We start from the raw sequence: 25891 nt of genomic DNA, 5'->3' as shown, positions 1-25891 counted from the left end.
AGGGGATTGTCTTCATGGCTTCAAAGCAACCATCTAAATTAAGCGGATTTGTATATACGAACAACGGATGGAAGTATAGCGCGGCGACACGCTATGCTCTTTTCCTGTTACTCGGACTTGTGTTCTACTTCAGTCTGTCGCCCGATCTACTACCTAAGCGGTACGATATTAAAGAGAATACGCTCAGCGCGAAGGAGATAACAGCGCCTAAGCAAATTTTGGACAAGAAGGCAACACTAAAGGCGGCGGAAGAAGCGGCCGAAGGTGTATCTCCAAAGTATAAAATCATCCCGATGAGGGCCGATAATCTTGTGACATCGCTGCTGGACCGGATTGATCGCCTGAATCAGGATGATTTGATTTCGCAAAGCGATAAGACTGAGATTTATCGTGATGAGATCCCGCAGAGAGCCAATGATTTTATTTTGAATTTCATAGCCTCAAATCGGGGTGGAGGCACTTATTCCGATCATCTTTTGGAGGAAATGCAATCTGTCATAAAAGAGCAGACCTATGTCATTCCAGATGAAACTTACATTAAGATTCCGCGACTGACCTCTCAGGACATTATCGAAATGAAGCCTGTTGCTCGTGATATTGTGACTAGGCTGATGAACGATCAGATCACAGATGCCCAGACTGCGCGCGCCAAAGTGGCGGAGCAGGTCAGTATCAGCTCTCTGAGTCAGCGTACGGCACGTGAGGTTGTGCAAGAGTTAGTCCGGCTCGTTATTACAAGCAATAAGTTCTATGACGAAGATGCAACGAAGGAAGCGAAAGTACAGGCTCGTGAGAACACACCTGATGTGTTTATTGAGCAAGGGGAGGTTCTTGTCGCTAAAGGGCAAAAAATCACCCCTGAGCTGTACGCCCTATTGGATGAGAATGGCCTGCTAAGCAATGAGGTCAACTATTGGCCTCAGGTTGGATTGCTATTACTTGCTACCATGCTATCTGCGGGTCTGATGGTGTTTATCCGTTACTCTGGCGGAACTGCGGGCTTCAAGTATAATAATTCCCAGTTATTAATGCTGGTGCTTGTGTTTGTTATTACGATCATCTCCATGCGGTTGACCGCAATTTTGCAGACGGATGTCCATTCCTATCTCGGGTATCTGGCTCCAGTAGCCATTGGTGCTATGCTGATTACCATGCTTCTGGATATGACATTAGCGTATTTCTGTTCTATTCTGATCAGTATACTCGCCAGTATCATTTTGAATGTTCAGCAGAATTCGGTGTTTGATTTTACCTTTGGCTTCTTTTCAATTGTTGTTTGTTATGTAGCTATTTTTGCCACTCATCGTGCAGGCCAGCGTTCCACATTATTAAAAGGCGGGATTATGGTATCCCTTTTTGGCTGTGTGACCGTCTTTATGCTGACCCTCTTAGCTGGTGGTGAATGGAAAGATGTAAGCACGCTGTATGCCGTTGGTTTTGCTTTTGCGAGTGGGCTTTTGACTGCAGTGCTTGTGATTGGTCTGATGCCTTTCTTTGAAGCTACCTTTGGTATTCTATCTGCCCTGAAGCTGGTAGAGTTGTCTAATCCGAACCATCCCTTATTGCGCAAGCTTCTTACGGAAACACCAGGAACCTATCACCATAGCGTAATGGTAGGTAACTTGTCAGAAGCGGCCGCAGAAGCGATTGGAGCAGATGGTCTATTGTGCCGGGTAGGATCGTATTATCATGATATTGGTAAAACAAAACGTCCGTTTTATTTTATTGAAAATCAGAATAATATGGAAAACCCACATGATTCTATTGAACCGAAGCTTAGTAAATCTATCATTGTAGCTCACGCCCGCGATGGGGTGGAGATGCAACGAGAATATAAGCTGCCCAAACCGATTCGTGATATTGCTGAGCAGCATCATGGGACGACGTTCCTGCATTATTTTTACCATAAAGCCCTGAAGCTGGCGGAAGAAAAAGGTGTAGAGCCTGATTTTACCGAGGAAGATTTCCGTTATCCTGGCCCGAAAGCCCAGTCGAAGGAATCGGCTGTTGTAGGAATTGCCGACAGTGTTGAAGCTGCGGTGCGATCCTTGCGCAAACCAACCGTCCTTCAGGTGGAAACGATGATTGAGAAAATTATTAAAAGTCGACTGGATGATCATCAGTTTGACGAATGTGATTTAACGATTAAAGAATTGGACATTATTGCACGGACGCTGAAAGAAACGGTCATGGGGATTTTCCATTCACGGATCGAATACCCAGAAGATGTGCGTAAGCCGAAAAAAGAGGAAGGGGCAGCTAACCCATGAGTTTGGAGATCGTTTGGGATAACGAGCAAGAAGAATACGAGATAAAGGACGATCTCATAGCACTGCTGGAGAGCATTTTGCAAAAAGCAGGTGAAGCGGAAGGGATTGATCAGGGAGAGGTTGCGCTTACTTTTGTCGATAACACTCGTATTCATGAGTTGAACTTGGAATACCGGGGAATTGACCGTCCGACGGACGTACTTTCTTTTGCGATGAATGAAAGCGGAGAGGACGAGCTGGACATTATATACGAAGTAGAAGAAGGCGAAGCGCTGGAAGATGTTCCGGATGTACTGGGAGATATCATCATTTCCGTAACTCGTGCTCAGGAGCAAGCGCAGGAATATGGTCATTCGCTGGAGCGTGAGCTTGGTTTCCTCTTTGTGCACGGATTTCTGCATTTGTTAGGATATGATCATCAGGATGAAGCTTCAGAGGCTGAAATGATGTCTAAGCAAGAGAAAGTACTAGCTCAGGTTGGGTTGACTCGCTAATGGTGAAGAACACGGCGGTAGGACATAAGAAGTTCTGGCACTCTTTTCGGTTTGCATCGCAAGGTATCGTGTCGGCATTCAAATCCGAGCTTAACATGAAGGTGCATTGCTGTTTGGCTGTGGTTGTACTTGTTGCCGCTGCCGTGTTCAGACTTCCGCTGGCCAGTTGGATGTTGCTGCTCTTCTCCATCACGCTTGTCTTAACCGCCGAGTTGCTCAATACAGCAATTGAAGCGACGGTAGACTTGATCTCGCCGGAGATTCACCCACTGGCTAAGAGAGCAAAAGATACCGCCGCAGGAGCTGTGCTTCTTACGGCGGTGTTTGCTGTCTTAGTCGGGGTCTATGTTTTTTACCACCCGGTGATGGACTGGATTACCGGACTTATGTCATAATCAGGTTACAATTCAGGGGAGAGGCGGACCCGCGTTTTGCGATTCCGCCTCTTTGGTTACTGGATGTTTAGGAAGCAAGTTTTGTACGAAGAAAATTCAATGAAGTATTGCTAACAAAACTAAGTGGATGCTTTCGAAGCAAGTTTTGTACGAAGTGATTCCACGATGTAGCGCTAACAAAACTTTAGGAGGACCCAAATATGGATTCCGCTCTTCTTATGCAAGAAGCGATTAAAGCACGTGCTAAGGCATATATTCCTTACTCCCGATTCGGAGTTGGAGCCGCCCTTCTTGATCAGGATGGTCATATTCATCACGGATGTAATGTAGAAAATGCTGCTTTTGGCCCAACCAATTGTGCAGAGCGCACCGCGTTATTCCGTGCCATCGCTGACGGTCATGCTATCGGTTCTTTCAAGGCAATTGCCGTTGTTGCCGATTCCGATGGCCCCGTATCTCCTTGTGGTGTATGCCGCCAAGTTCTAATTGAGTTGTGTTCACCCGACATGAAGGTTATCCTTGGAAACATGAAGGGCGATATTGTTGAAACGACGGTGGGAGAATTACTTCCCGGCGCTTTTGGTCCCGTAGATCTGAAGCAAGGACAAGCTCCAGAGTAAAATGAGAGTTTGATTTAATGCCTATTTAAAGGAAAATCAGGTATAGTTAGACGAAGGTTGCTACTTTAATTGCACAATGTACAGTTAAATGCTACTCTTTCGCACAACAATGAATTTAGTTGCAGATAGTGCAATTAAATTTATGATATAGTCCATATTTGGCTCTTAAGACAGGATTTAATTGCACAGAATACAACTAAAACACCAAAAGCATAACTCAAACTCAAATTAGTTGTACAAAATACAATTAAAAGTGTGCGCTAACAATCAAGTTAGGCTAAAATCGTGCAAATTATGTGTTGTTAGAGTAACATTACGAGGTAAGCGCCGCGGCAACGCCGCCAGCGATTCTAATTACGTAAGGTTACTTGTAACACAGCCTAAAGCCAATCATCTCAGTAATCTCTATCCATGGTGAGCTTAATGCGAACCGTGTGAATAAGCGACAGTGAAGCGTGTCCCCGATAGGGGACGAAAGCGCTCATGCACAACCGTTTCTAATCCCGCCGAACGTTGCAGGTACGCCTATTTCCGGGTGTCCAGAGGGCCGGGGCCCTTGGGGTCCCCCTTGGCTAAGGGGGATTTAGGGGGATCGAAAAAGCTTTGAAAAAGATTGAATGATTGAAAAAGATTGAACTAGAAGGAAAGTATGGAAGGAAGATAATATGAAATTCAAATCAGGCTTTGTCGCAATTATCGGCAGACCGAACGTAGGCAAATCGACACTCATGAACCAGGTTATTGGACAGAAGATTGCAATCATGTCGGATAAGCCACAGACCACTAGAAACAAAATCCATGGGGTCTATACAACGAATAATTCGCAAATCGTGTTCCTGGACACACCAGGTATTCATAAAAGACAGTCCAAGCTAGGCGACTACATGAACCAAACTGCAATGAGCACGCTGGGTGAAGTTGAGGCTGTGCTGTTCCTTGTGGATGCTGCAGATGGCTTGGGCGGTGGAGACCGATACATTGCTGAGCAATTAAACGGACTTAAGACGCCAGTTATTCTTGTACTCAACAAGATCGATAAAATAGAGCCGGAAGCATTGCTCCCACTTATGGCTCAGTATAACAAGCTGCATAACTTTGCTGAAATTATTCCAATTTCTGCCAAGGTGGGTAGCAATGTTAACACGCTGTTAGAGCAAGTCGCTAAGTATTTACCAGAAGGTCCGCAATACTACCCAGAAGATCAAATTACGGATCACCCTGAGCAATTTGTGTGCGCAGAACTAATTCGTGAGAAGATTCTGCATTTGACGCGCGAAGAAGTACCGCATTCCATTGCTGTGGCTATCGAAGATATGAGGGTTGAGCCGAATGGTGTTGTGCATGTGTCTGCCGTTATTTTTGTTGAACGTGATTCTCAGAAGGGGATCATTATCGGTAAGCAAGGTGCGCTGCTGAAAGAGGTTGGCAGACGCGCTCGGACAGACATTGAGAACCTTTTGGGTTCGAAGATTTTTCTGGAGCTATGGGTAAAAGTGAAAAAAGACTGGCGTAATCAGGACCGCGTTCTGCGGGATTTGGGCTTCCATAAAGACCTTTAAGATCTTTATCCGTCATTCCTCGTTTGGCAGGAATTGCAAGGATAGAACCTGGCTCATCGCACATCCTAATTCTTGAAGAGACATCGTCTTTCCCAAGAAAGGATGAATACGAATGCGAAACTTTTCGTGGAAGTATTTTGCAATGACAGGAGACGTCGATGCTTACCTGCTATACAAGGAAGCTGGCTATCCACTTGAAGACAGTGGATTACAGCTAGTGGAAGAAGAGAAGGTCTGTGATGAAGAAGCGCAATAAGGACTGGTTGCTTGCCGAATGGTTGGGGGAAGAGGCATGCTACACAGGGTGGAAGGGATCGTCATCCGCAGCATGGACTACGGCGAGGGGAACGCAATTATTACGCTTTGCACCGAGAACGCCGGGAAAGTAGGAGTTCTGGTACGAGGTGCTAAGAAGGTTAAGAGCCGCCATGCTGCCCTGATCCAGCTGTTCACCGTCGGGGAATTTGTTTTTTTTAGAAATAACGGAGGTCTTGGGACGCTGAATTCCGGCGAGATCACGAAGTCTCACCATCCTCTGCGTGAGGATTTGTTTAAAGCAGCATATGCATCATACGCTTGTGAACTGCTTGATAAAGTCCTGCATGATGAGGAGACGGGGAGCTTCTGGTTTCGCCAGCTTACGGCCTGCTTGAACGCACTTGAAGAAGATAAGGAACCTGGAGTTATCATAAATGTTTATGAAATGAAAATTTTGCAAGCAGCCGGTTATGGTCCAGAGTTCGACACCTGTGTGATATGTGGAGCTGAAAAGCCTGATGAACAACTGCTGATAAGCCCTCGCCTTGGTGGAGCACTCTGCCGCAGCTGTAAACATAATGATCCTCCAGCAATGGAGGTCTCTGCTCGTGCGTTGAAATTACTACGCTTATTCGCCAGACTTGATCTAACTAGATTAGGGAATGTGGATGTCAAAGAAAGCAGCCGTGATGAGCTAAAAAAAATTATGCGTGCCTTTATGGATGTGCAGCTTGGATTAAAGCTAAAATCACAGAATTTCCTGGATCAGCTCGACAAGTACAAGATTTGACGAAATCTGATTTTTCCGTTACTATAGGAACAGTTTAATTATAAGATTATCGCCGTTTTGCTCCACTTCGGGAGAACGTGCATTGATCGGGAAAGTAATGAGCGATATTGTCGCGATTCAGCGAGCTGGGGGTAGTGAGAGCCTGGCGGGACAATGTTCATGAACATGGCACCCGGGAGTACGGATACGGCGAATGAAAGTGGATTTCGTTCTTGTCTTTAGCAAGTGATATTGCTGAATCAAGGGTTGGAATCAAGTAGGGTGGAACCGCGGGAGAATAAGTTAAGCTCTCGTCCCTATGTCTGTTAATCAGGCATGGGGGCGGGGGTTTTTTGTTGCTGTCAGGAGCGAAAAATGCCGCCTCCATGGTAAGAAGTTTTAAGCAAGATGAACTAAAAAACTTGTAAAGCGAAGGAGACGGTATTATGAACTTTCAGCAGATGATTTTGACGCTGCAGCAGTTCTGGGCTGAACAGAACTGTATTATCGTACAGCCTTATGACACTGAAAAAGGCGCCGGCACGATGAACCCTATGACATTTTTACGCTCACTAGGTCCTGAACCATGGAGAGTTGCGTACGTAGAGCCTTCACGTCGCCCATCCGATGGACGTTATGGGGAGAATCCGAACCGTCTGTATCAGCATCATCAATTTCAAGTCATTATCAAACCATCGCCTGATAACATTCAAGAGATTTACTTGGATAGTTTGAAAGCACTCGGCATTGATCCGCTCTTGCATGATATCCGTTTTGTTGAGGATAACTGGGAGAACCCTTCGCTGGGTTGTGCAGGCCTAGGATGGGAAGTATGGCTAGATGGTATGGAAATCACTCAGTTTACGTACTTCCAACAGGTCGGTGGAATTGAGGCCAATCCAGTTGCCGTAGAAATTACTTACGGAATGGAGCGGCTAGCATCCTACATTCAAGATAAAGAAAATGTATTTGATCTTGAATGGGTTAGCGGCATGACTTATGGTGATGTTTTTCATCAACCGGAGTTTGAGCATTCTACTTACACCTTTGAAGTATCTGATGTAAAAATGCTATTTTCACTGTTCAACATGTACGAAGAAGAAGCGCGTAGAGCGATGGAGCAGCATCTTGTGTTCCCTGCCTATGATTACGTGTTGAAATGCTCACATAGCTTTAATCTGCTGGATGCACGTGGAGCCATCAGTGTTACTGAACGGACTGGATTTATTACCCGAGTGCGTAATCTTGCCCGCTCTGTAGCGGCAACATATCTTGAGGAACGCGAGAAGCTTGGCTTCCCGCTGCTGAAGAAAGAAGGTGCTGACCGTGTCTAAAGATATCCTGTTTGAGATCGGTCTGGAGGAAATTCCTGCACGTTTTATCCGCGCTGCGATGGAACAGCTGCAAGATAGAACATCCAAGTGGTTGGATTCTGCACGGATTACCCATGCTGGAGTTACTGCTTATGCAACGCCACGTCGTCTCGCTGTTTTTGTTAAGGATGCGGCTGAGAAGCAAGAGGATATCAGCGAAGAAGTCAAAGGACCATCACGCAAAATCGCACTGGATGCAAACGGGGACTGGAGCAAAGCTGCTTTAGGGTTTGCCCGTAGTCAGGGTGTATCTCCGGAGCAATTTACGTTCAAAGAGCTTGCTGGAGTTGAGTATATCTATGCTACTAGAAATAGTGCTGGGGTAGAGACAGCTTCGTTGCTTTCTGAAGGTCTTTTAGGGATCGTAAATGCGATGACTTTTCCGAAAAACATGCGTTGGGGAGCTTACGATTTTAAATTCGTGCGTCCGATCCGCTGGTTAGTTGCTCTTTTCGGGAAAGATATTATTGATTTGGAAATTACGGATGTAAAAGCGGGTAATGTGAGCCGTGGACATCGTTTTCTGGGTACAGAGACTGTAATTTCGGAGCCTGCACAATATGTTGAGAGCATGCGTGCGCAGCATGTCCTTGTAGACGTGAAGGAACGGGAAGAATTGATCCTGAAACAAATCAATCAATTGGCTGAAGAAAAAAGCTGGACGATTGCGATCAAAGAGGATCTTTTGGAGGAAGTACTGTTCCTAGTTGAAACACCAACCGTGTTGTTCGGAACCTTCGACCCATCTTTCTTGAACATTCCACAGGATGTGCTGATTACTTCGATGCGTGAGCATCAGCGGTACTTCCCGGTATTTGATGCAGCGGGCAAACTTCTACCTTTCTTCGTAACGGTGCGTAACGGGAATGCAGTATCTTTGGATGTTATTGCTAAGGGTAATGAGAAGGTACTCCGTGCTCGTCTATCAGATGCCAAATTCTTCTATCAAGAAGATCAAAAGATGAAGATTGATGATGCACTAGCCAAATTGGAGAATATCGTCTACCATGAAGAGCTTGGCAGTGTTGGAGATAAAGTGCGTCGTATTCGCCAAATCTCCGATCGTCTTGCTGTAAAGTTGGGATTGTCTGATATAACCCTTTCTGAAGTAAGTCGGACTGCTGATATTTGCAAATTCGACCTTGTGACTCAAATGGTTTATGAATTCCCAGAACTTCAAGGCACCATGGGTGAAGATTATGCACGCAAAGCAGGAGAACCTGAAACTGTGGCAAAAGCAATCTTTGAGCATTATCAGCCAAGGTTCGCGGGTGATGCAGTACCATCGACAGATGCCGGTTCAGTTGTCAGCATTGCGGACAAGATCGATACGATTGTAGGTTGCTTCTCTATCGGTATTATCCCAACAGGCTCACAGGATCCTTACGCACTGCGTCGCCAGGCTGCAGGGATTGTTCAAATCGTGCTGGAGCATAAATTGCCGATTACGCTGCGAAAGATTTTTGAAGCAGCGATTGAAATTCATAAAAATTCAGGGAATTCGAAACATTCTGACGATGAACTACGTATAAACCTGTACGAGTTCTTCGGTCTGCGTGTTAAACGACTTTTATCCGACAATGTACGCTATGATGTTGTGGACGCTGTTACAGCAGCTGGCTTTGACAACGTGGTAGATGTTGTGGGCAGAAGCCGTGCGCTTATGGGTGCTGTGTTAGACCAAGCAGACTTTAAAATTACAGTAGATTCACTCACTCGTGTCAGTAATTTGGCAGCTAAAGCAACCAGCGAAGTGATTGATCCTTCTTTACTTAAAGAAGATGCTGAGCTGAAGCTGTACAAGACATGGCAGGAATTACACACACCGTATCTTGAAGCGATGTCCGCGAATAATGCCGAAGAAGCACTCCGTATTCTCTCGGGTCTAAAAGATGCTGTTACAGCATTTTTCGATTCCGTTATGGTTATGGCAGAGGATGAGCAGGTACGTGCTAACCGTTTAGCTTTGCTAGCTGGTATTGATGCTGACTCCAAGGCGTTTGCTGATTTTGGCAAGCTCGTTTGGTAAACGACTGAGCATCGGAGTTCCCGGCTGAATTCAAGATTCGACATTTGATTAAAGGACAGCTTTTTCAACAACATCTATAAGAAAAGTTTGTGTCTTATGGTATAGAATGTTGGTTTGGGGTATAAATATACGGAACGGTGCCAATGCGTCATTTGACATCCGTTCCGTATTTATGCATAGAAAGAAGGAATTCTTGCGGTAAGGGCGTATATATATTACACAGGAAATTGGTGATGATCATGGAGAAGAAGTCCCGGTCTAGAACTATAGTCGTGGATGGGGATGCTTGTCCGGTCAAAAAAGAGATTGCTGAAGTTGGCCGCGCCTTTGGTGTGCCGGTACTGATGGTATCTTCTTATGACCATGCACTGAAAGCTGAAGAGGGTGTAACGGTTGTGCAGGTGGACCGGGGAGATCAGAGCGCCGATCTATATATTGCCAATCATATTTCTGCTGGAGATGTGGTATTGACTGGGGACTATGGTCTCGCTGCACTTGCGCTCGGGAAACGTTGCAGTGTTCTTTCTTTTCGTGGCCAGGAATATGACGATTCCAAAATGGATTTTATGTTGGAAGGCAGGCATGCCAGGGCCGTGGAACGAAGACGGGGACATTATTCTAAGGGTCCAAAACCTATAACGGCAGAAGAAAAAATTTATTTTCAACATAAAATGACAAAACTTTTAATACTTTTGCAGGAGAATGTGGAGCAATAGCGAATTATATTTATTTGTTAAGAATTGAAGGTGGTTGAAGTGGCTAGCGGACACGGGAATATTCCGGAAGAAGTTATCGAAAGCGTGCTTGCACGTCATGATATTGTCGATACAGTCGGTAAGGTAGTCCATTTGTCCAAGCAGGGGAAATATTTATGGGGCCTCTGCCCGTTCCATTCGGAGAAAACCCCTTCCTTTACAGTTACCCCCGACCGGGGAGTATTTCATTGCTTTGGCTGCGGCATGGGTGGAAATGCCATCAAATTTAGGATGGAAATCGAAGGATTAACCTTCCCCGAAGCCGTCAAAATAATGGCTGAAGAAAGTGATATTCCCGTTCCTGAAGGTAAGGGAGGCCTAATGTCTCCTCCTGATCCGGAACGCGATCGGTTGATTCAAGCTTATGAATGGTCTGCAAAGTTTTATCATTACTTGCTGAAGAATACGGAACACGGCAAAGCCGCAATGGAGTATTTAAGAGCCCGGAACTTCAGCGATAAAATGATTGACCAGTTTCAGATCGGATATGCTCCGGACCGCTGGGATACTTTGCTACAATTTTTGGAGAAACGGAATTTTGACCTTGCTGAGATGGAGAAAGGTGGACTCTTGTCTGCCCGAGGTGAGGGTAAAGGCTATATAGACCGTTTCCGTGGTCGGATTATTTTTCCGATTGCGAACCGCACAGGCAAGGTGATTGCGTTTGCCGGAAGAATTTTTGGTGAAGGACAACCCAAGTATCTTAATTCTCCAGAGAGTAGATTGTTTAACAAAAGCCGGATTTTATACAATTTGCACCAGTCCAAAGCATCCATCCGCAAAACGCGGCAAATCGTCCTCTTTGAAGGATACGGAGATGTCATTTCGGCCTGGGAAGCAGGTGTGCATAACGGTGTAGCAACAATGGGAACATCTTTAACTGAAAGTCATGTAGCACTGATGAAGAGTCTGGCCGATGAAATTGTACTGTCTTATGACGGTGACCGGGCAGGACAAGCAGCTGCTATGAAGTCCATTCCAATGCTTGAAGGCAGTGGCTTGCGTGTAAAGATCGCCTTACTGCCAAGCGGGCTCGATCCAGATGAATTCATCTCAATGCATGGTGGAGAAAGGTTTATGGATCAAGTTATTGATTCAGCGGTTTCATCCATAAAATTTAAGCTTATATATCTGAAAAAAAACCATATACTCCTAGAGGAAGATGGCAAAATTGCCTACGTCAAAGAAGCTTTGGAGGTCATTGCTTCGTTACATTCCTCGACAGAGAGAGAGGTTTACCTAAGGGAAATCGCTTCTGAGCTGGAACTTTCATATGATAGTTTGAAGCAGGATTGTAATTTACTTAGGGCATCGATGCAAAAAAACATCCCTGAAGGGGATAATAACGACAAAAGGTGGAATAATGGTAGGCATAAAAAAGGGCAAGTGCAGACACCAACTTTGCTGCCCGCTTATCATGTCGCGGAACGGCGTCTACTGTCCTTTATGATTCAGGACCCGGAAGCTGCCACGTATGTGGGCGAACGCCTCGGAGAAGATTTCAACATCGATGATCATGCGGCAATTGCCGCTTATCTATATGCCTATTACGCGCAAGGCAAACCACCCGGCATTAGTCGGTTTCTATCATCGCTTCAGGATGATCGTCTAGAGAAAACTGCTACATCAATTTCCATGATGGATACACCTCCAGACTGGAATATGCAGGTGCTGGATGATTGTATCCGTGAAGTACGGAAATACCCACTGCAGCGCAAGATGGATCAAAAGCGTGAAGAGATGATTCAGGCGGAAAAGTCAGGTGACTTTTTGCGTGCGGCACAAATAGCAAGTGAGATTATAGCCCTAGAGAGACAATGAAATGTTGACAGGATGTACCTAGGGAGGAGGGAGTCGAATTATGGCGAACGATCAGCATACTGAATTGGAAGCAGAATTTACTTTGGATCAGGTTAAGGATCAGCTTATTGAGCAAGGCAAGAAAAGATCATCATTGCTATACAAAGATATTATGGAGAAATTATCGCCGTTTGATCAAGACCCCGAGCAAATGGAGGAGTTCTATGAACAACTCAGTGATTTGGGGATTGAAGTTGTAAACGAGAACGATGAGGAGGTTAACAGCCTCCGGCCAAATGAGGACAATGAAGACAAAGAGGGCGATGAGTTCAGCTTTGATGATGATTTGTCACTGCCGCCAGGGATTAAGATTAATGACCCTGTCCGTATGTATCTAAAAGAAATTGGACGCGTTCCGCTGTTGTCGGCTGACGATGAAGTAGAGCTTGCTATGCGTATTAAGAATGGTGACGAGGAAGCCAAACGTCGTCTCGCTGAAGCGAACCTACGTCTTGTAGTAAGTATTGCTAAACGTTATGTTGGACGCGGTATGCTGTTCCTTGATTTGATTCAGGAAGGTAATATGGGTCTGATCAAAGCGGTAGAGAAATTTGACCATAACAAAGGGTTCAAATTTAGTACGTATGCAACTTGGTGGATTCGTCAGGCCATTACCCGCGCGATTGCGGATCAGGCACGTACGATTCGTATTCCTGTACACATGGTTGAGACGATCAACAAGCTGATTCGTGTCTCTCGTCAATTGCTGCAAGAACTGGGACGTGAACCTTCGCCAGAGGAAATTGCGGCTGAGATGGAGCTGACGGTTGAGAAAGTTAGAGAAATCATGAAAATTGCCCAAGAACCAGTATCGCTCGAAACACCGATCGGTGAAGAAGACGATTCACATCTGGGAGATTTCATTGAGGATCAGGAAGCCTTGGCTCCTGCGGATGCAGCAGCTTATGAACTGCTGAAGGAACAGCTGGAGGATGTACTGGACACGCTCACGGAGCGTGAAGAGAATGTACTTCGTCTGCGTTTTGGCCTAGATGATGGCCGGACGAGAACACTTGAAGAAGTGGGCAAAGTGTTCGGTGTTACCCGCGAACGGATTCGCCAGATTGAAGCTAAAGCATTGCGTAAGCTTCGTCACCCTAGCCGCAGTAAACGGCTTAAGGATTTCCTTGAATAGTATTTCATGAACTGGACCTTCTGCTGCTCAGTAGCAGGAGGTTCTTTTATTTGAATTACGACCCTAAAAGTGCTGACCTTGTGTATCTGGAAAGAAGGATGAGCCAGTGAATTTGGAAAAACGCGAAATTATTATAAAAGAGATACAGTATTGGAGAAATAACAAATTGCTGCCAGAGCAATATTGTGACTTCTTAACCAACCTGTATGATGATGAAGCTGCGGCGAAGGATAACAATCCGATTTCGCTGAAGAATCTACAGCAGGGAAACATCAAAATTTGGCTGTTTGGTTTTGGAATTATTTCCTTGATTTTCTTGATTAGTCTTTATTTTAGCGTTTTTCCCTGGCCTTTGCAACTTGCAACAGCACTATCCGTATTAATTATTTGTTATGGATACTCAGCGGTTTACAGGAACCGAAATCATGTTATTAGTCTTATCCTGGCGGGGCTGGGCAGTGTGTTATCGCTTGGTTTTGGGCTATGGCTGATTGCTTTGCATGATCTTGATCCTCAGCTCTGGAGACCGATTCTGATTGGGGCTTGTGGCTTGTTATGGTGCATTCTGGGATTTGTGCTCCGTATAGGCTTGCTTCAGTATTGCGGTTATGCTTTTTGGGCCTTATTATATGCGGGATTCTTCGGTGGAAAACGCCCTGAGGCTTCGATGCTAGAGCTTGAGCTCTTATGGCTTCCACTCTGTGTAATGATGGTGTGGCTGAGCTGGCTATTACATCACAAAGTTAAAGGCGTTGCCAGTGTTTTTTTTGCAGTGGGAGTATCACTATGGATGATGCCGGAACTCGATGCTCTTTTATTGAGGCAGGATTATCCACAGTGGATTTCGTTTATGCTAATTTTAAAAATTGCGGTAGGCTTGGCCCTGCTGTTCTTGTTTCGAAAAAAATGGATAACGTGGGTGGCAACATGAACAATGTGAAATTATCAGATCGACTTCAGCAATTGCTGGAACAAATTCCGCAAGGAAGCAGGTTGGCAGACATCGGCTCTGATCATGCTCTGCTTCCTGTGGCTGCTGTAGAAAGCGGTAAGGCTGTATTCGCAGTAGCAGGTGAGGTAAACCCGGGTCCCTTTGATGCTGCTTGTAAGGGCGTTGCAGAGGCCGGATTAGGGAAGATAATCTCGGTGCGTCGAGGAGATGGCCTTGAGGTACTGGAACCTGGTGAAGTTAATTGTATCACGATCGCTGGCATGGGAGGGGCTTTAATTGCCTCGATTTTAGACCGTGGTCAGAGTCAAGGCAAGCTTAAGGATGTTACAACACTGGTACTTCAACCGAATGTGGGCGAGGATATTTTGCGCCGCTGGCTGTTAAATAATGAATGGGTTCTTACCGCTGAAAGTATTCTGGAAGAAGACGGCAAGTTATATGAAGTATTAACAGCTGTACCAGAGGATGCAGGTGCCGGAATTACAAATGCCAATGTATATCGAGAGATAACGTTAGGCGATTCCGCTATGGTTCGTGGTCAGGAGACCTTGCTACAGATGGGACCTTTTCTGATTCAAGCACCGAATGAAGTGTTTTTTGCCAAATGGCAGGGAGAGGTTCAAAAATTGGAAGGCATTCTTACTTCATTGTCACGTTCAGAACTCGAATCTGCGGAGAATAAACGAAAATTAATTCGAGAACAGATCAAGGAGATTACGGAGGTGCTGCAATGCTTGCCAAAGGACAAACAGTAATTCAATATATGGAGCAGCTGGCTCCAAAGCATTTAGCTGAAGATTGGGACAAAGTCGGTCTGCAACTAGGTTCCTTACAGAAAGAAATAACCAATGTACTGGTTGCACTGGATGTGAACGATGAAGTCGTTGAAGAGGCAATTCGTCTCGGCTGTAATCTAATCATTGCCCACCATGCGATTATTTTTCGTCCGCTGCAAGGGATTCAAACAGACACTCCAATGGGCCGAATGTATGAAAAATTGATTAAAAATGACATCGCGGTATACATCAGTCATACTAATCTGGATGTTACCGAAGGTGGAATGAACGATTGGATGGCGGAAGCTCTTGGTATAGAGAACGGAGTGCCTATTAAAGACATTCATTCCGAGCAATTGTCAAAGCTGGTTGTGTTTGTGCCGAAGGATCATCATCAGAAGGTACTGGATGCCATTTTGAATGCAGGAGCAGGGGCAATCGGCAACTATAGTCATTGCAGCTTCAATATCGAGGGATACGGGACTTTTATTCCGGGAGAAGGCACAGATCCTTATATCGGGGAGAAAGGGAAGCTGGAGCGTGCTGAGGAGATCCGTATTGAGACAATCGTGCCACACAATATCCGCAATAAAGTGGTACAGGCTATGCTCAAGGCTCATCCTTATGAAGAGGTTGCCTATGATTTGTACACGATGGATCTTAAAGGCCGCAGTTTAGGGCTTGGGCGGGTTGGAAAGCTCAAAGAGCCTACCACACTTGGGCAATTCGTTGAGACGGTAAAAAAAGGTCTGAAAGTTGACCATGTACGTGTTGTGGGTGATTTGGATCGTCCAATTCGTAAAGCGGCTGTTCTCGGCGGTTCGGGTGGAAAGTATTATAACAGTGCTATTTTCCGCGGTGCGGATGTGTTGGTTACGGGAGATCTTGATTACCATACAGCACAGGATGCCGTGCTCGCTGGGATCACTCTGATTGATCCAGGACATAATGCAGAGAAGATCATGAAAGAGAAAGTAGCAGAGTGGATGACTGGGAAACTGGTGGAGCATAAGTACGATACAGCTGTACATGCTTCGCAGGTGAATACGGAGCCATTTAAGTTCCTATAAAATTGCCATTTAATAATGCTTGTGCCAGACAGGTGATGTCTGTATAATATATAATGTTGTTCGGAAAGTTTGACAGACAATCGCCGGTGACGTGAAGACGTCACGGGAGGAAAGTCCGGGCTCCATAAGGCAGGATGCTGGATAACGTCCAGTCGGCGCGAGTCGAAGGATAGTGCCACAGAAATGGACCGCCGATGGCCGCCTTAGGGCGGCACAGGCAAGGATGGAACCGAGGTGTAAGAGACCCCGAGGAACGCTGGTGACTTCGTTCCTGGTAAACCCCATCTGGAGCAAGACCTAATGAGACGCAGCAGATTCCTTTATTGGAATAGGCAGCCTTAGCCTGAGGCGCGTCTAGGTTGGTCGCTGGAGCTGTGCAGTAATGTACGGCCTAGATAGATGATTGTCGCTTATGGTGGGAGGGTAGTTCCCGATTGAACCACGACGAGCACAGAACCCGGCTTACGGCAAACTTTCCTAACTGCAACGTTATGATAACAACAACAACCATACAAGCGGCGGCGTATCTCGGGAAACCGGATCACGTCGCTTTTTTATAAATATAAGAAAGTATAAGCTTCACGTTATACATTATCCTTATATTTCTCTCATAAATGCTTACCGTCCTTATAACGCTAAAGGTGTTTATGCTCGTGGCAAGAAGATATGTAGAAAGTGGGAAACGTGTAGCATGGGTAATTATCAGATTTGCGGGTTCTGCGGACATTTATATGAACGAAACAATAAGAGGATGTGCAATAGTTGTGATGAGATGTATCAGAGAATCAGGCGTATCGTAGAGACTTCACCCGACACGATGGTATTAAATATATCCCTTCAAACAGGGGTAAGTGTCAGTCGAATCATGTCTTTCGTTGAAAATGGATATTTTAGGCTCAATAAAGATAGCATAGAAGTATCTAAGAAATAAATTACTCTAAGCATGGCTGAGAAATAAAAAAAACCCGGCTTACTCATCCCATAAAGGATGAAGAAGCCGGGTTTTTTAGCATGATTACGATTGAACGGAGGGTTGACTCTCCCGCCATTGTACCAATGCCTTCTCCAGACGCTGAACAGCAACGGGTACAAGCTCAGGTGGCGTATGTGTGAAATTCAGACGCATCTTATTCTTAAGGGGCTGTGATGAATAGAACACTTCACCTGGAACAAAAGCAACACCGTTCTCTACTGCTAGAGGAAGTAATTCCTTCGTGTTGATCTCTTGGGAAAGCGTTAGCCATAGGAACATACCGCCTCGTGGCTCCAGTAAATGTGCTCCTTCCCAGTTCTGTGATCGGATTTCCGCGGATAAGAGCTTCATTCGAGAATAATATTCTCGTGAGATGACACGGATATGCTGCTCAATATCGAAATGCAGCAGCAGTTCATCTAAAGCGCGCTGGTCAATGGTGCTAGAATGCAGATCAGCTGCTTGTTTTGCCTTCGCGATGGTCTTGATTAGATTAGAATCGCCGATAATCCAGCCGGTACGCAGGGCAGGGGCTACGATTTTGGAAAAAGTTCCAGTGTAAGCGACACAATAATCGCCACCATAACTTCTGTCGATGGACGCTAGTGAGGGTGGATAAAGATCTTTATTCTCCTCAAAGGTTATTTCACCGTAGGGATTATCCTCCAAGATAAGAACATTGTAGTGGCGGCAAATTTCCACCACTTTCTCACGGCGTTCCTTACTCCAGGTTGCTCCTGAAGGATTGTTGAAGGTCGGAACTGCATATAGGAGTTTGGGCCGTAGTTTCTGAATTTGATCTTCCAGGTGATCAGGCAAAATGCCTTGCTCGTCGTTATTTATCGTATGAATATCAGCTCGGTAAGAGCCAAGTACCTGTAAGGCTGCCAGATAAGTAGGAGCTTCAACAAGGACAGCATCACCGGGATCAAGCAGTATTTTACATAGTAGATCTATGGCTTGCTGGGAACCTGTAGTCAGAATCATCTCAGACGCTGTTACAGGGATTCCTTGCCGAGTAAGTCTTTCAGCGATTTTGTCACGTAGTGGAGTAAAGCCCTCGGTTAGTCCGTATTGAAGCGCTGAGGTATCGCTGGAGAGTACACGGTTATAAGCGTCTCGTACTGCCTCCAAGGGAAACAAATCCTCCCCAGGCAGCCCGCCTGCAAGTGAAATAATGTCATTGCCCTGTGTAACCTTTAGAATCTCACGAACGGCTGACGATCCTAGATGATTGGCTGCGGCCGAGTATTTGATATCCATAAATGAGTTCTCCACCTTTCGATTTGGTGCTATCATAATAGGAGTACTGTATAACAGTAAAGCGTTGAATATAACAGTGGAGGTGAGGGGTTCATGCATATCGATTTGATTCGAACCAGCAGTAAATCTCTGCCTCATCAAATCAGTGAAACCCTAAGTCAGCGGATCTCATCAGGATTGCTCCAGCAAGGTGTCCGGCTGCCCTCCGTAAGAAGTTTGGCTACAGCTTTGAGAGTAAGCCAGGTTACAGTAAGCAAGGCATACGATGTGCTTGAGAAGCGGGGACTTATTTATTGCAGACAAGGAAAAGGCTGCTTTGTAGCCGACCCTGAACACACCAGGCATCAGGAAGATGGTCGCTGGCAGGATGTATATGATGATTATTTGCCGCGAGCTCAGCTTTGGCGCAATTTTGATTACTCTGAAGTTAAGTATCCCTTTCATATAGCTGCAATTCATAGTGAGTTACTTCCTCTAAAAAATATTGGTGACTCCTTCGCATCATTAGTTACGCAGCAGCCGGAGCTTATGGCAACCTATGGGAACTTCCAAGGTGATCTGGAGCTGCGAGGAATTATGAGAGATCATTTAAAAACACGTGGAATTGCACTTACTTCCTCTGATGTAATGATCACAAGCGGAACTCAGCAAGGCATTGATCTGGTTGCTCGTACGTTTGTCGGACCTGGGGACACAGTGTATCTTGAGGCTCCTAGTTATACAGGAGCTATAGATGTTTTTGCAGGACGAGGTGCAGAGATGATTTTTGTACCTACGGACGGTGAAGGGATGCGGGTGGATATTCTCACAAGAATGTGTGATCAAAGACCGCCTAAGCTAATTTATACAATCCCTACTTTTCAGAATCCAAGTGGAGTAACCATGAGCATAGCAAGAAGACAACGTCTGCTGGAATTAGCCCGCAGTTACCGTTGCCTTATTGTTGAGGATGATCCATTTAGTGATTTATATTTCCATGCGCCTCCGCCGCCTACGATCAAATCGATGGATTCCGAAGGGCATGTAGTATATATGAAGAGTTTCAGTAAAGTTATTGCACCCGGCTGCAGAATTGCTTGTGTAGCCGCTAGTGGGAATATTCTGTCACGACTTATCGCTGCCAAGTCCGCAAGTGATTTAGGGAGTCCGCTGCTTACACAAAGGGCGGTACTGCCATTCATAGCGGGCAAGTATGAAACCTATGCTGCTCAGTTACGAGTTACACTCCGTGGTCGCATGGAAAAGGCGGCGAAGCTTCTGAAGCTTTACGCGCCGCCTGGAGTAAAATATATTCTCCCAGAGGGTGGTCTTAATCTCTGGCTGGAGTTGCCGGCTTCACCTGATATCGGAAGGCTACATGAGCTGGCCGAACAGGAGAGCATTTCTTTTTTACCGGGTGATGTTTGTTACTCTGCGGAGACCCCTTCCCGGCATATCCGTTTGTGTTATTCACAAATGAATGAAACGGATATGGAGGAAGGCTTACGATTATTTCTCCGTTTACTTGGTAGATTTTTGAAGATGGGTGGTTAAGGTTGTTACTTAGAGTTACTTAATCTTTGTTTCAATTGATTCATTTGTTTTTGTACATGCTGTGGCCATAGCTGTAGTGGAACCTGATTGCCGCTAGCGGCTTGCAATGTTTTATAGATATCGACCTGACCCCAGCCAAAATATTTGTCATGCCCGGGAGTACCTAAATCAACAGCATTTTTGGTCATAAGATCCATAACTTCCGTATTCGTTAGATTCGGATTTAGTGAACGCACCAGACCCGCCAGCGCAGCGACATGAGGACTGGCCATCGATGTACCGGATAACGCGGCATACTGGCTATCTGGGTAAGTGCTTGCTATGCTTTCTCCGGGTGCTGCGACATCAATATAATCGCCGTAGTTGGAGAAGGAAGCTTTTTCCCCTGAAGCATTTGTTGCAGCTACTGCAATCACTTCGGGATACGCAGCAGGAAAACCTGGTCGTTCTGTATTATCGTTGCCTGCAGCAGATACGAGGACGATATCTCGGTCGTAGGCATATTTGATCGCGTCATGAAGAAACTGGGAATCCGCATAGTTACCTAAACTCAAGTTAATGACTTTCGCACCGTTGTCCGCTGCCCAAATGATTCCTTCTGCAACAGAATAAGTGGTACCTGCTCCTGAATTATCGAGTGCTTTTACCGGAAGGATCTTGTTGTACCAGCTGATTCCAGCTACTCCCTCTCCATTATTGACCAGGGCGCCTATAATTCCAGATACATGTGTGCCATGTCCAACATCATCTTCTGGAGTGGAGCCATTGGTGATCGCGTTATACCCTGTCAAAAGCTTGCCCTTCAAATCCGGATGATTGATCTGGACTCCCGTATCCACTACGGCTACGATCACTTCTTTACTTCCCTTAGAAAGATTCCAGCCCAGCTCCGTTTCGATCGCTGGCAGATTCCATTGATAGGTGGAGAATAACATGTCATTTGGAGTAACTGTTCCCTCTGCGTTTTTAGATATCGTATCATTGGTTAAATACATATAGTGAGGCTCCGTATATTCGGGGTGCCATTTATTGGTGAAATAGTCTTTGAGCTCATAATAAGTCATCTTCTCCGAACGGAAAATATAGGCATACCCAAGCTTACGTGGCTTCTTGCCGTTGATATCAGCGGTTATCGTTTGAAGCTGCCCCGGAGTAGGTGAGTTGTTGCGGAAACGTACGACAATTTCATTCTCATAAAAATGGCTGGCGTTTTCGTTATCATGACCGGTCTTAACGGTGATATCTTTTAAATTATCGGTATGAACGGATTCTACACGGTACTTACCTTCCTTCGGATAAGGAATGAGACGCAGGTTCTTCAGCTGATGGTCTGCCACACGACCAAGCACCTTTTGGTTAATAAGTGCAATGATGCCTACATTTTTTTCTTTGTTCCGCTGAGCGATAAAGTAATATTTCTCTTTACCGATTGTAAACGTTGGAGATTCATAGGATTGATGACCATGGATCGCTGATTTCGCCGTCTTAAGATATTTTTGCAGCTGCTGATTCTCCTGTTCGGTTCCTTGAGGAAATGAAGAGGACTTAAAGGTTTCCGTTTTATGCTTGCGAAAATCAATCCACATAAGCATAGTGATAAATCCGTGGTTCTGCTGCAAACGTTTTGCATACACTGATTTATCATGAAGCGAAGTCATTCCATCCGTTTCAGAGAGGAGCTTAGTCAAATGTCTGCTGACATCCACTCTATTCAGATGATCCGTCGCATCAACATCTTGAGATAAGGAGCTTTTCTTCAATGATTTTTCCTGTGAAGGGTTTGGTGCTGAATGTAGGGCTGAAGTTGGAGCAGGATTTGGTACAGCAACATTAGCGACTTCTCTGGTCGTCGTCCCATTAGTGGCAGGACGTAGCGCAAAGGTAAGTAATACAACTGTGAACGCAGCTGTTACCAAACCTGCAACCGTTAGATTTTTACGTGACATGATTTCCGCTCCTCTACGCATTGTAATGCCTATAGGTTTAGAAGAGAGCGTATGTTTTATGCATCTTAGAAAAGGATACCTTCCTAACGTTTTTTATGATAATATCAGAGAGAATAAGCATCTTGAGTTCGCATCCTGATATTGCAGGAGATACGTCGATAGATGTTCTTTTAATTTTCAGAAGGTTAGACTTCTCTGTGTTTGCATCCTGATATTGCAAGAATAAAGAGATATGTCTAAAGACTATTTCTTCATAAGATTAACTTTATTGACTACAAGAGCAGGGAATAATAAGGGGGAGCAACCGCCATGTCAGCAGCCAATGTGCAGAAATTATGTGAATCGACGAGAGACAAACTTAAAGATGTGATTGATAAGATGGAAATTTTTCTGAACGAGCATGCATTGCCTCAGCTTGTAACAGAAGATGATGAAGAAACTGTACAATTTTATCAAGGATTTCTGTCCGATGTCCGTCATCTGTTAGTGTTCTCGGAAATGTCTTATGAGAAGCTGGGAGTTGCGCTGCGTCGTGCTACATTCGATGAATCTTTTGCGCAGAAAGCGCTTTATAATGTATATCACTATGGCGTGAATAACTTCTTCTATCCAAAGAATGAAAGCTATTCTGAAGATGGACGTTATGCTTATACTGGACAGGATGCTATCCGTTTCCGTAAAAAGCCAGTTCGTCCGGCGCGTGATATCATTCTAGAAATTACCAAGACCTATGAAGAGCTACGCGATGACCTTACTTATTATGAGAACGACTATTTGACTGAGAAACGTATGCAAAATCAGGTTTAACAGTTCACTAGTTCGTGTAAAGGATCAGCACTTCGTCATAATGACGAGGGCTGATCCTTTTTTGACGTATTAGAATTTATATATTTAGGGCCCGCACAAAGTACCTGAGTACGTATCGAAGCACCCCCCCCACTTTGTGGGGATATTTTGCGTGGGCATCGTTACATCAACTGGAAACCATCCTGTCGAATAGGGGGTAAATCGTGCGGACATAATGAAGCCGAGGTGATAAATATGTCGAGTGTAAAGCCATTAGTCAAATGCAGTGTAAGCAATTGTCATTATTGGGGCGAGCATAATTTATGCCGGGCAGAAGAAATTATTATTGAGATCGACAAGCACGCTGGCAGTGGATTTAAAGAAGAATATGCTGAAGAAATGACGAATGAAGGTCACCACGATCAAGTCGCAACATCGTCTGCAACATGCTGTTTAACATTTAAGCCGAACTCCTAGGAGGCCGCCCTAATGGACAGAGAAAAGGAACATGAATCAGGTTCATCAAATGAACAATCCGGTCCGAGAAAAGTTATTTTGCGTCCACGCAGAGTAGACTATCCACGCCGGGACAGAGAACATCAAGAGGAATATGCCGCAGAGGTGAATCCGGTTTCGATGCCGATCCGGGATACAACACCACGCGTGGCGAGTGAAGCTAAGGAGCATGAAGAGGAATATAGTGGAAGCAAAGCGATAGGTTATACTGGGCTAGCTATGGGTATTGCCTCCTTGTTTCTCTGGTCCATCATACTTGGGCCCATTTCAATTGTGATTGGTTATTATGCATATGCCAAGGAGCAAAAAACGCTTGGGGCATGGGCAATGGGGTTAGGGATTGTATCCACACTTAGTTACTTTGTGATGATACCCTTTGCTCGCTAAAAATGAACTGGTAAGTTTGAATTATAACAGGCTTTAGACCTAAATATCAGGGTCTGAAGTCTGTTTTTCATTCCAGCATATAGCAATAATCTCGGATAAAATGTAATATTAAGCCGTAATTCATCGAAATCTAAGGTTAGACCAATAGATATGATTCAACAGGATCAAAGGAGTGCGCCGGTATGGAGATTAATCCCGCTGTAACCAATGGGTTAGGGCAGCTTAAATGGGTAAGCTTAAAGAGTGCAACCGACAAGAGTAGCTCAGCAAATGAAACTAAAAGATCGGGCGCGTCAGCCTCTCAATTTGCAGCAATGCTTCAAGCTTTATCTTCTAACTCGTCTAATGGCGGGGATACAAACTTCTTGACGTCACTTCCGGATGCTTCATCAGTTAGTAGCTTGTTATGGCAACAGATCGGAACAGCTGAAAGCATCGATAGTGTAATTTCCGGGGAAATAACGGATACTAAACCAACAAGCTATGATGATCTGATTCAAACGGCGAGTGCTAAGTACGGGGTGCCAGTCGATTTGATAAAAGCTGTAATTGATACAGAATCTTCCTTTAATCCAAACGTTGTCTCTTCGGCTGGTGCTAAAGGATTAATGCAATTAATGGATGGAACAGCGCGTGGTTTAGGGGTTTCTGATTCATTCAATCCTGCTCAAAATATTGATGGTGGTGTACGCTATCTGTCTTATCAATTGAAACGCTTTGACGGACAGGAAAAGATGGCATTAGCGGCTTACAATGCAGGGCCTGCAAGGGTAATTAACCTTGGAGTAAGCAATGATCAAGAATTATTGGAGAAACTTACACTGCTCCCTAAAGAGACGCAGTCTTATCTCACTAAAATAGAACGCGCTCGCGCGGAATACGCTGTATAATAAAAAGGATCAAACGGGTATTTCCCTTAAACCACATGTTGGTATTTGGGATCACCGTTTGATCCTTTTTCGAAATTTAAAAAAGAATGATTCTGTACTTTAAAGAAGTAAAGGAGACAATCGATATATGCTTTACTGGGATTATGCCGCCGCCACACCACCCTATGAAGACGTGGTGAAGACGATGGAACAAATTATGAAGCTGCATTATGCTAACCCGTCCTCCTTACACCGTGCCGGTAGTGAAGCGGCAAAGCTGATCAGGCGTTCACGAGAAGTATGCGCGGCTGCGTTATCTGTACAACCAAAGGAGATCCTATTTACATCTGGGGCTACGGAGAGTAACAATTTAGCCATTAAAGGTGCTGCTTTGCAATATCAGTCAAGAGGACGTCATCTGATAACTACGGAAATAGAACATCCCTCTGTGTATGAAAGTTGTCTGCAGCTGCAGCAAAATGGCTGGGAGATTACTTTTGTAGCGCCTGACAGCACTGGAATGATTGATCCAGAGCGAGTGGCTGCTGCAGTACGGCGTGATACCGTACTCGTAAGTGTGATGCATGTAAATAATGAAATTGGAACAATACAGCCGCTGATGGAGATTGGCAGGCTGATTAAATCCGTAAATTCACGAACCTTATTTCATGTGGATGGCGTTCAGGGATATGGTAAGCTTGCTGTTGACCTTAAAGGATGGGAAGCGGATCTTTACAGCTTGTCTCCTCACAAAATTCGAGGTCCTCGCGGAGCGGGGCTTCTCTATATTAAAGAAGGAATCCAACTGTTCCCCTTACTTTCAGGTGGTTCTCATGAAGAGGGACTACGTGCTGGAACTGAGAATGTACCTGCAATTGTTGCTTCTTCCAAGGCCGTGCGGATGGGTGTTGAGCAGCGCGAAACCTTCTATGCCCGATTGCTCCCACTTCGGGATCGGCTGTTACGCTTCTTGCACAGCGTTCCTGAATTTGTTATAAACAGCAGAGAGGATGGAGCCCCTCATATTGTGCATTTCTCATACCCTGGCATGAAAGGGGAAGTGTTCGCCCGTAAGCTGGAGGAACTAGGGATGGCTGTTTCTACTCGATCGGCTTGCTCCTCCCGGCTGGCAGAACCTAGTCGTGTTCTATTATCTATGGGGAAAGATGTCTCTGTAGCTTCAGGAGGCATCCGCATCAGTTTCGGTGATAGTCACACTGAAGAAGATGTCGCAGCGCTTGAGAAAGCACTAATTACTGCGGTACGAGCTTTAAAGATTGCTGAAGGAGGTATGAAGTAACTA

General features: G+C 45.1%; 23 protein-coding genes and 1 other RNA gene. 22 read left to right on the top strand and 2 right to left on the bottom strand.

Annotation, left to right across the window (positions count from 1 at the left end; translation table 11 throughout):
• The first annotated feature begins 14 nt into the window (after positions 1-14).
• The 16 genes from MKY99_RS23335 to rnpB all read left to right on the top strand — a co-directional run bounded on the left by MKY99_RS23335 (position 15) and on the right by rnpB (position 16795).
• Complete coding sequence (locus MKY99_RS23335; RefSeq protein WP_076299663.1) at positions 15-2270, top strand: HDIG domain-containing metalloprotein; 2256 nt, start codon at positions 15-17, stop codon at positions 2268-2270.
• Positions 2267-2764: an rRNA maturation RNase YbeY gene (gene ybeY, locus MKY99_RS23330; protein ID WP_076117315.1), complete on the top strand. Its 498-nt coding sequence runs from the start codon at positions 2267-2269 to the stop codon at positions 2762-2764. Before MKY99_RS23335 ends, ybeY begins: the two co-directional genes overlap by 4 nt.
• On the top strand, positions 2764-3159 hold the full coding sequence (locus tag MKY99_RS23325; protein WP_042190936.1) for a diacylglycerol kinase family protein: 396 nt from the start codon (positions 2764-2766) through the stop codon (positions 3157-3159). Before ybeY ends, MKY99_RS23325 begins: the two co-directional genes overlap by 1 nt.
• A 200-nt stretch (positions 3160-3359) precedes the next feature.
• Positions 3360-3779 carry a cytidine deaminase gene (locus MKY99_RS23320; RefSeq protein ID WP_149647613.1) on the top strand — a complete coding sequence of 140 codons (420 nt, stop codon included), beginning with the start codon at positions 3360-3362 and terminating at the stop codon, positions 3777-3779.
• A 665-nt stretch (positions 3780-4444) separates the two neighbouring features.
• Entirely contained in the window at positions 4445-5338 is an 894-nt protein-coding gene (gene era, locus MKY99_RS23315) for a GTPase Era (protein WP_339266590.1), read from the top strand.
• Positions 5339-5450: 112 nt separating this feature from the next.
• Positions 5451-5594, top strand: coding sequence for a YqzL family protein (locus MKY99_RS23310; protein ID WP_076117313.1), 144 nt, complete (start codon positions 5451-5453; stop codon positions 5592-5594).
• Positions 5595-5630: 36 nt separating this feature from the next.
• On the top strand, positions 5631-6386 hold the full coding sequence (gene recO / locus MKY99_RS23305; protein ID WP_339266587.1) for a DNA repair protein RecO: 756 nt from the start codon (positions 5631-5633) through the stop codon (positions 6384-6386).
• 425 nt (positions 6387-6811) lie between these two features.
• Positions 6812-7699: a glycine--tRNA ligase subunit alpha gene (gene glyQ, locus MKY99_RS23300; RefSeq protein WP_042130314.1), complete on the top strand. Its 888-nt coding sequence runs from the start codon at positions 6812-6814 to the stop codon at positions 7697-7699.
• Entirely contained in the window at positions 7692-9767 is a 2076-nt protein-coding gene (glyS, locus tag MKY99_RS23295) for a glycine--tRNA ligase subunit beta (RefSeq protein WP_339266585.1), read from the top strand. The genes glyQ and glyS overlap by 8 nt, the downstream gene beginning before the upstream one ends.
• 239 nt (positions 9768-10006) lie before the next feature.
• Complete coding sequence (locus MKY99_RS23290; RefSeq protein ID WP_042194373.1) at positions 10007-10483, top strand: DUF188 domain-containing protein; 477 nt, start codon at positions 10007-10009, stop codon at positions 10481-10483.
• A 39-nt stretch (positions 10484-10522) separates the two neighbouring features.
• Positions 10523-12343, top strand: coding sequence for a DNA primase (gene dnaG, locus MKY99_RS23285; RefSeq protein WP_042190927.1), 1821 nt, complete (start codon positions 10523-10525; stop codon positions 12341-12343).
• Positions 12344-12383: 40 nt separating this feature from the next.
• Positions 12384-13517, top strand: a complete 1134-nt coding sequence (gene rpoD, locus MKY99_RS23280) for an RNA polymerase sigma factor RpoD (protein ID WP_042130309.1) — start codon at positions 12384-12386, stop codon at positions 13515-13517.
• Between the two features lie 106 nt (positions 13518-13623).
• A complete protein-coding gene (locus MKY99_RS23275) occupies positions 13624-14448 on the top strand; it encodes a hypothetical protein (RefSeq protein WP_339266582.1) in 825 nt (274 codons plus the stop codon).
• A 5-nt stretch (positions 14449-14453) separates the two neighbouring features.
• Positions 14454-15224, top strand: a complete 771-nt coding sequence (locus tag MKY99_RS23270) for a class I SAM-dependent methyltransferase (protein WP_339271763.1) — start codon at positions 14454-14456, stop codon at positions 15222-15224.
• Positions 15200-16315, top strand: a complete 1116-nt coding sequence (locus tag MKY99_RS23265; protein ID WP_076284780.1) for a Nif3-like dinuclear metal center hexameric protein — start codon at positions 15200-15202, stop codon at positions 16313-16315. The genes MKY99_RS23270 and MKY99_RS23265 overlap by 25 nt, the downstream gene beginning before the upstream one ends.
• A gap of 64 nt (positions 16316-16379) precedes the next feature.
• An RNA gene (gene rnpB, locus MKY99_RS23260) (RNase P RNA component class A) lies at positions 16380-16795 on the top strand.
• Between the two features lie 535 nt (positions 16796-17330).
• Here rnpB and MKY99_RS23255 read toward each other — a convergent pair.
• A complete protein-coding gene (locus MKY99_RS23255; RefSeq protein ID WP_339266580.1) occupies positions 17331-18551 on the bottom strand; it encodes a PLP-dependent aminotransferase family protein in 1221 nt (406 codons plus the stop codon).
• A 93-nt stretch (positions 18552-18644) separates the two neighbouring features.
• Here MKY99_RS23255 and MKY99_RS23250 point away from each other — a divergent pair, with 93 nt between their 5' ends.
• Positions 18645-20084 (top strand): PLP-dependent aminotransferase family protein, encoded by a 1440-nt coding sequence (locus tag MKY99_RS23250; protein ID WP_339266578.1) that lies wholly within the window; start codon positions 18645-18647, stop codon positions 20082-20084.
• A gap of 5 nt (positions 20085-20089) precedes the next feature.
• Here the strand turns inward: MKY99_RS23250 and MKY99_RS23245 are convergent, their stop codons facing one another.
• Positions 20090-22030, bottom strand: coding sequence for a S8 family peptidase (locus MKY99_RS23245; protein WP_076299660.1), 1941 nt, complete (start codon positions 22028-22030; stop codon positions 20090-20092).
• A gap of 309 nt (positions 22031-22339) precedes the next feature.
• On the opposite strand from MKY99_RS23245, the gene MKY99_RS23240 reads away from it, so the two are divergent.
• The 5 genes from MKY99_RS23240 to MKY99_RS23220 all read left to right on the top strand — a co-directional run bounded on the left by MKY99_RS23240 (position 22340) and on the right by MKY99_RS23220 (position 25888).
• Positions 22340-22837 (top strand): YpuI family protein, encoded by a 498-nt coding sequence (locus MKY99_RS23240; RefSeq protein ID WP_042190914.1) that lies wholly within the window; start codon positions 22340-22342, stop codon positions 22835-22837.
• A 234-nt stretch (positions 22838-23071) separates the two neighbouring features.
• Positions 23072-23293 carry a DUF1540 domain-containing protein gene (locus MKY99_RS23235; RefSeq protein WP_042190912.1) on the top strand — a complete coding sequence of 74 codons (222 nt, stop codon included), beginning with the start codon at positions 23072-23074 and terminating at the stop codon, positions 23291-23293.
• 12 nt (positions 23294-23305) lie between these two features.
• On the top strand, positions 23306-23719 hold the full coding sequence (locus tag MKY99_RS23230; protein ID WP_339266576.1) for a hypothetical protein: 414 nt from the start codon (positions 23306-23308) through the stop codon (positions 23717-23719).
• A gap of 182 nt (positions 23720-23901) precedes the next feature.
• Positions 23902-24609, top strand: a complete 708-nt coding sequence (locus MKY99_RS23225; RefSeq protein ID WP_076284776.1) for a lytic transglycosylase domain-containing protein — start codon at positions 23902-23904, stop codon at positions 24607-24609.
• Between the two features lie 127 nt (positions 24610-24736).
• The gene (locus tag MKY99_RS23220; RefSeq protein ID WP_339266573.1) at positions 24737-25888 is read left to right on the top strand and encodes a cysteine desulfurase family protein; all 1152 of its coding nucleotides are present in this window, start codon (positions 24737-24739) and stop codon (positions 25886-25888) included.
• Positions 25889-25891: the final 3 nt, after the last annotated feature.

Source organism: Paenibacillus sp. FSL R5-0470 (genome assembly GCF_037975205.1).
Classification (GTDB): Bacteria; Bacillota; Bacilli; order Paenibacillales; family Paenibacillaceae; genus Paenibacillus_AQ.
Note: the sequence above shows the minus strand (reverse complement) of the source record. Positions and strands in the feature narration are given on the sequence as shown.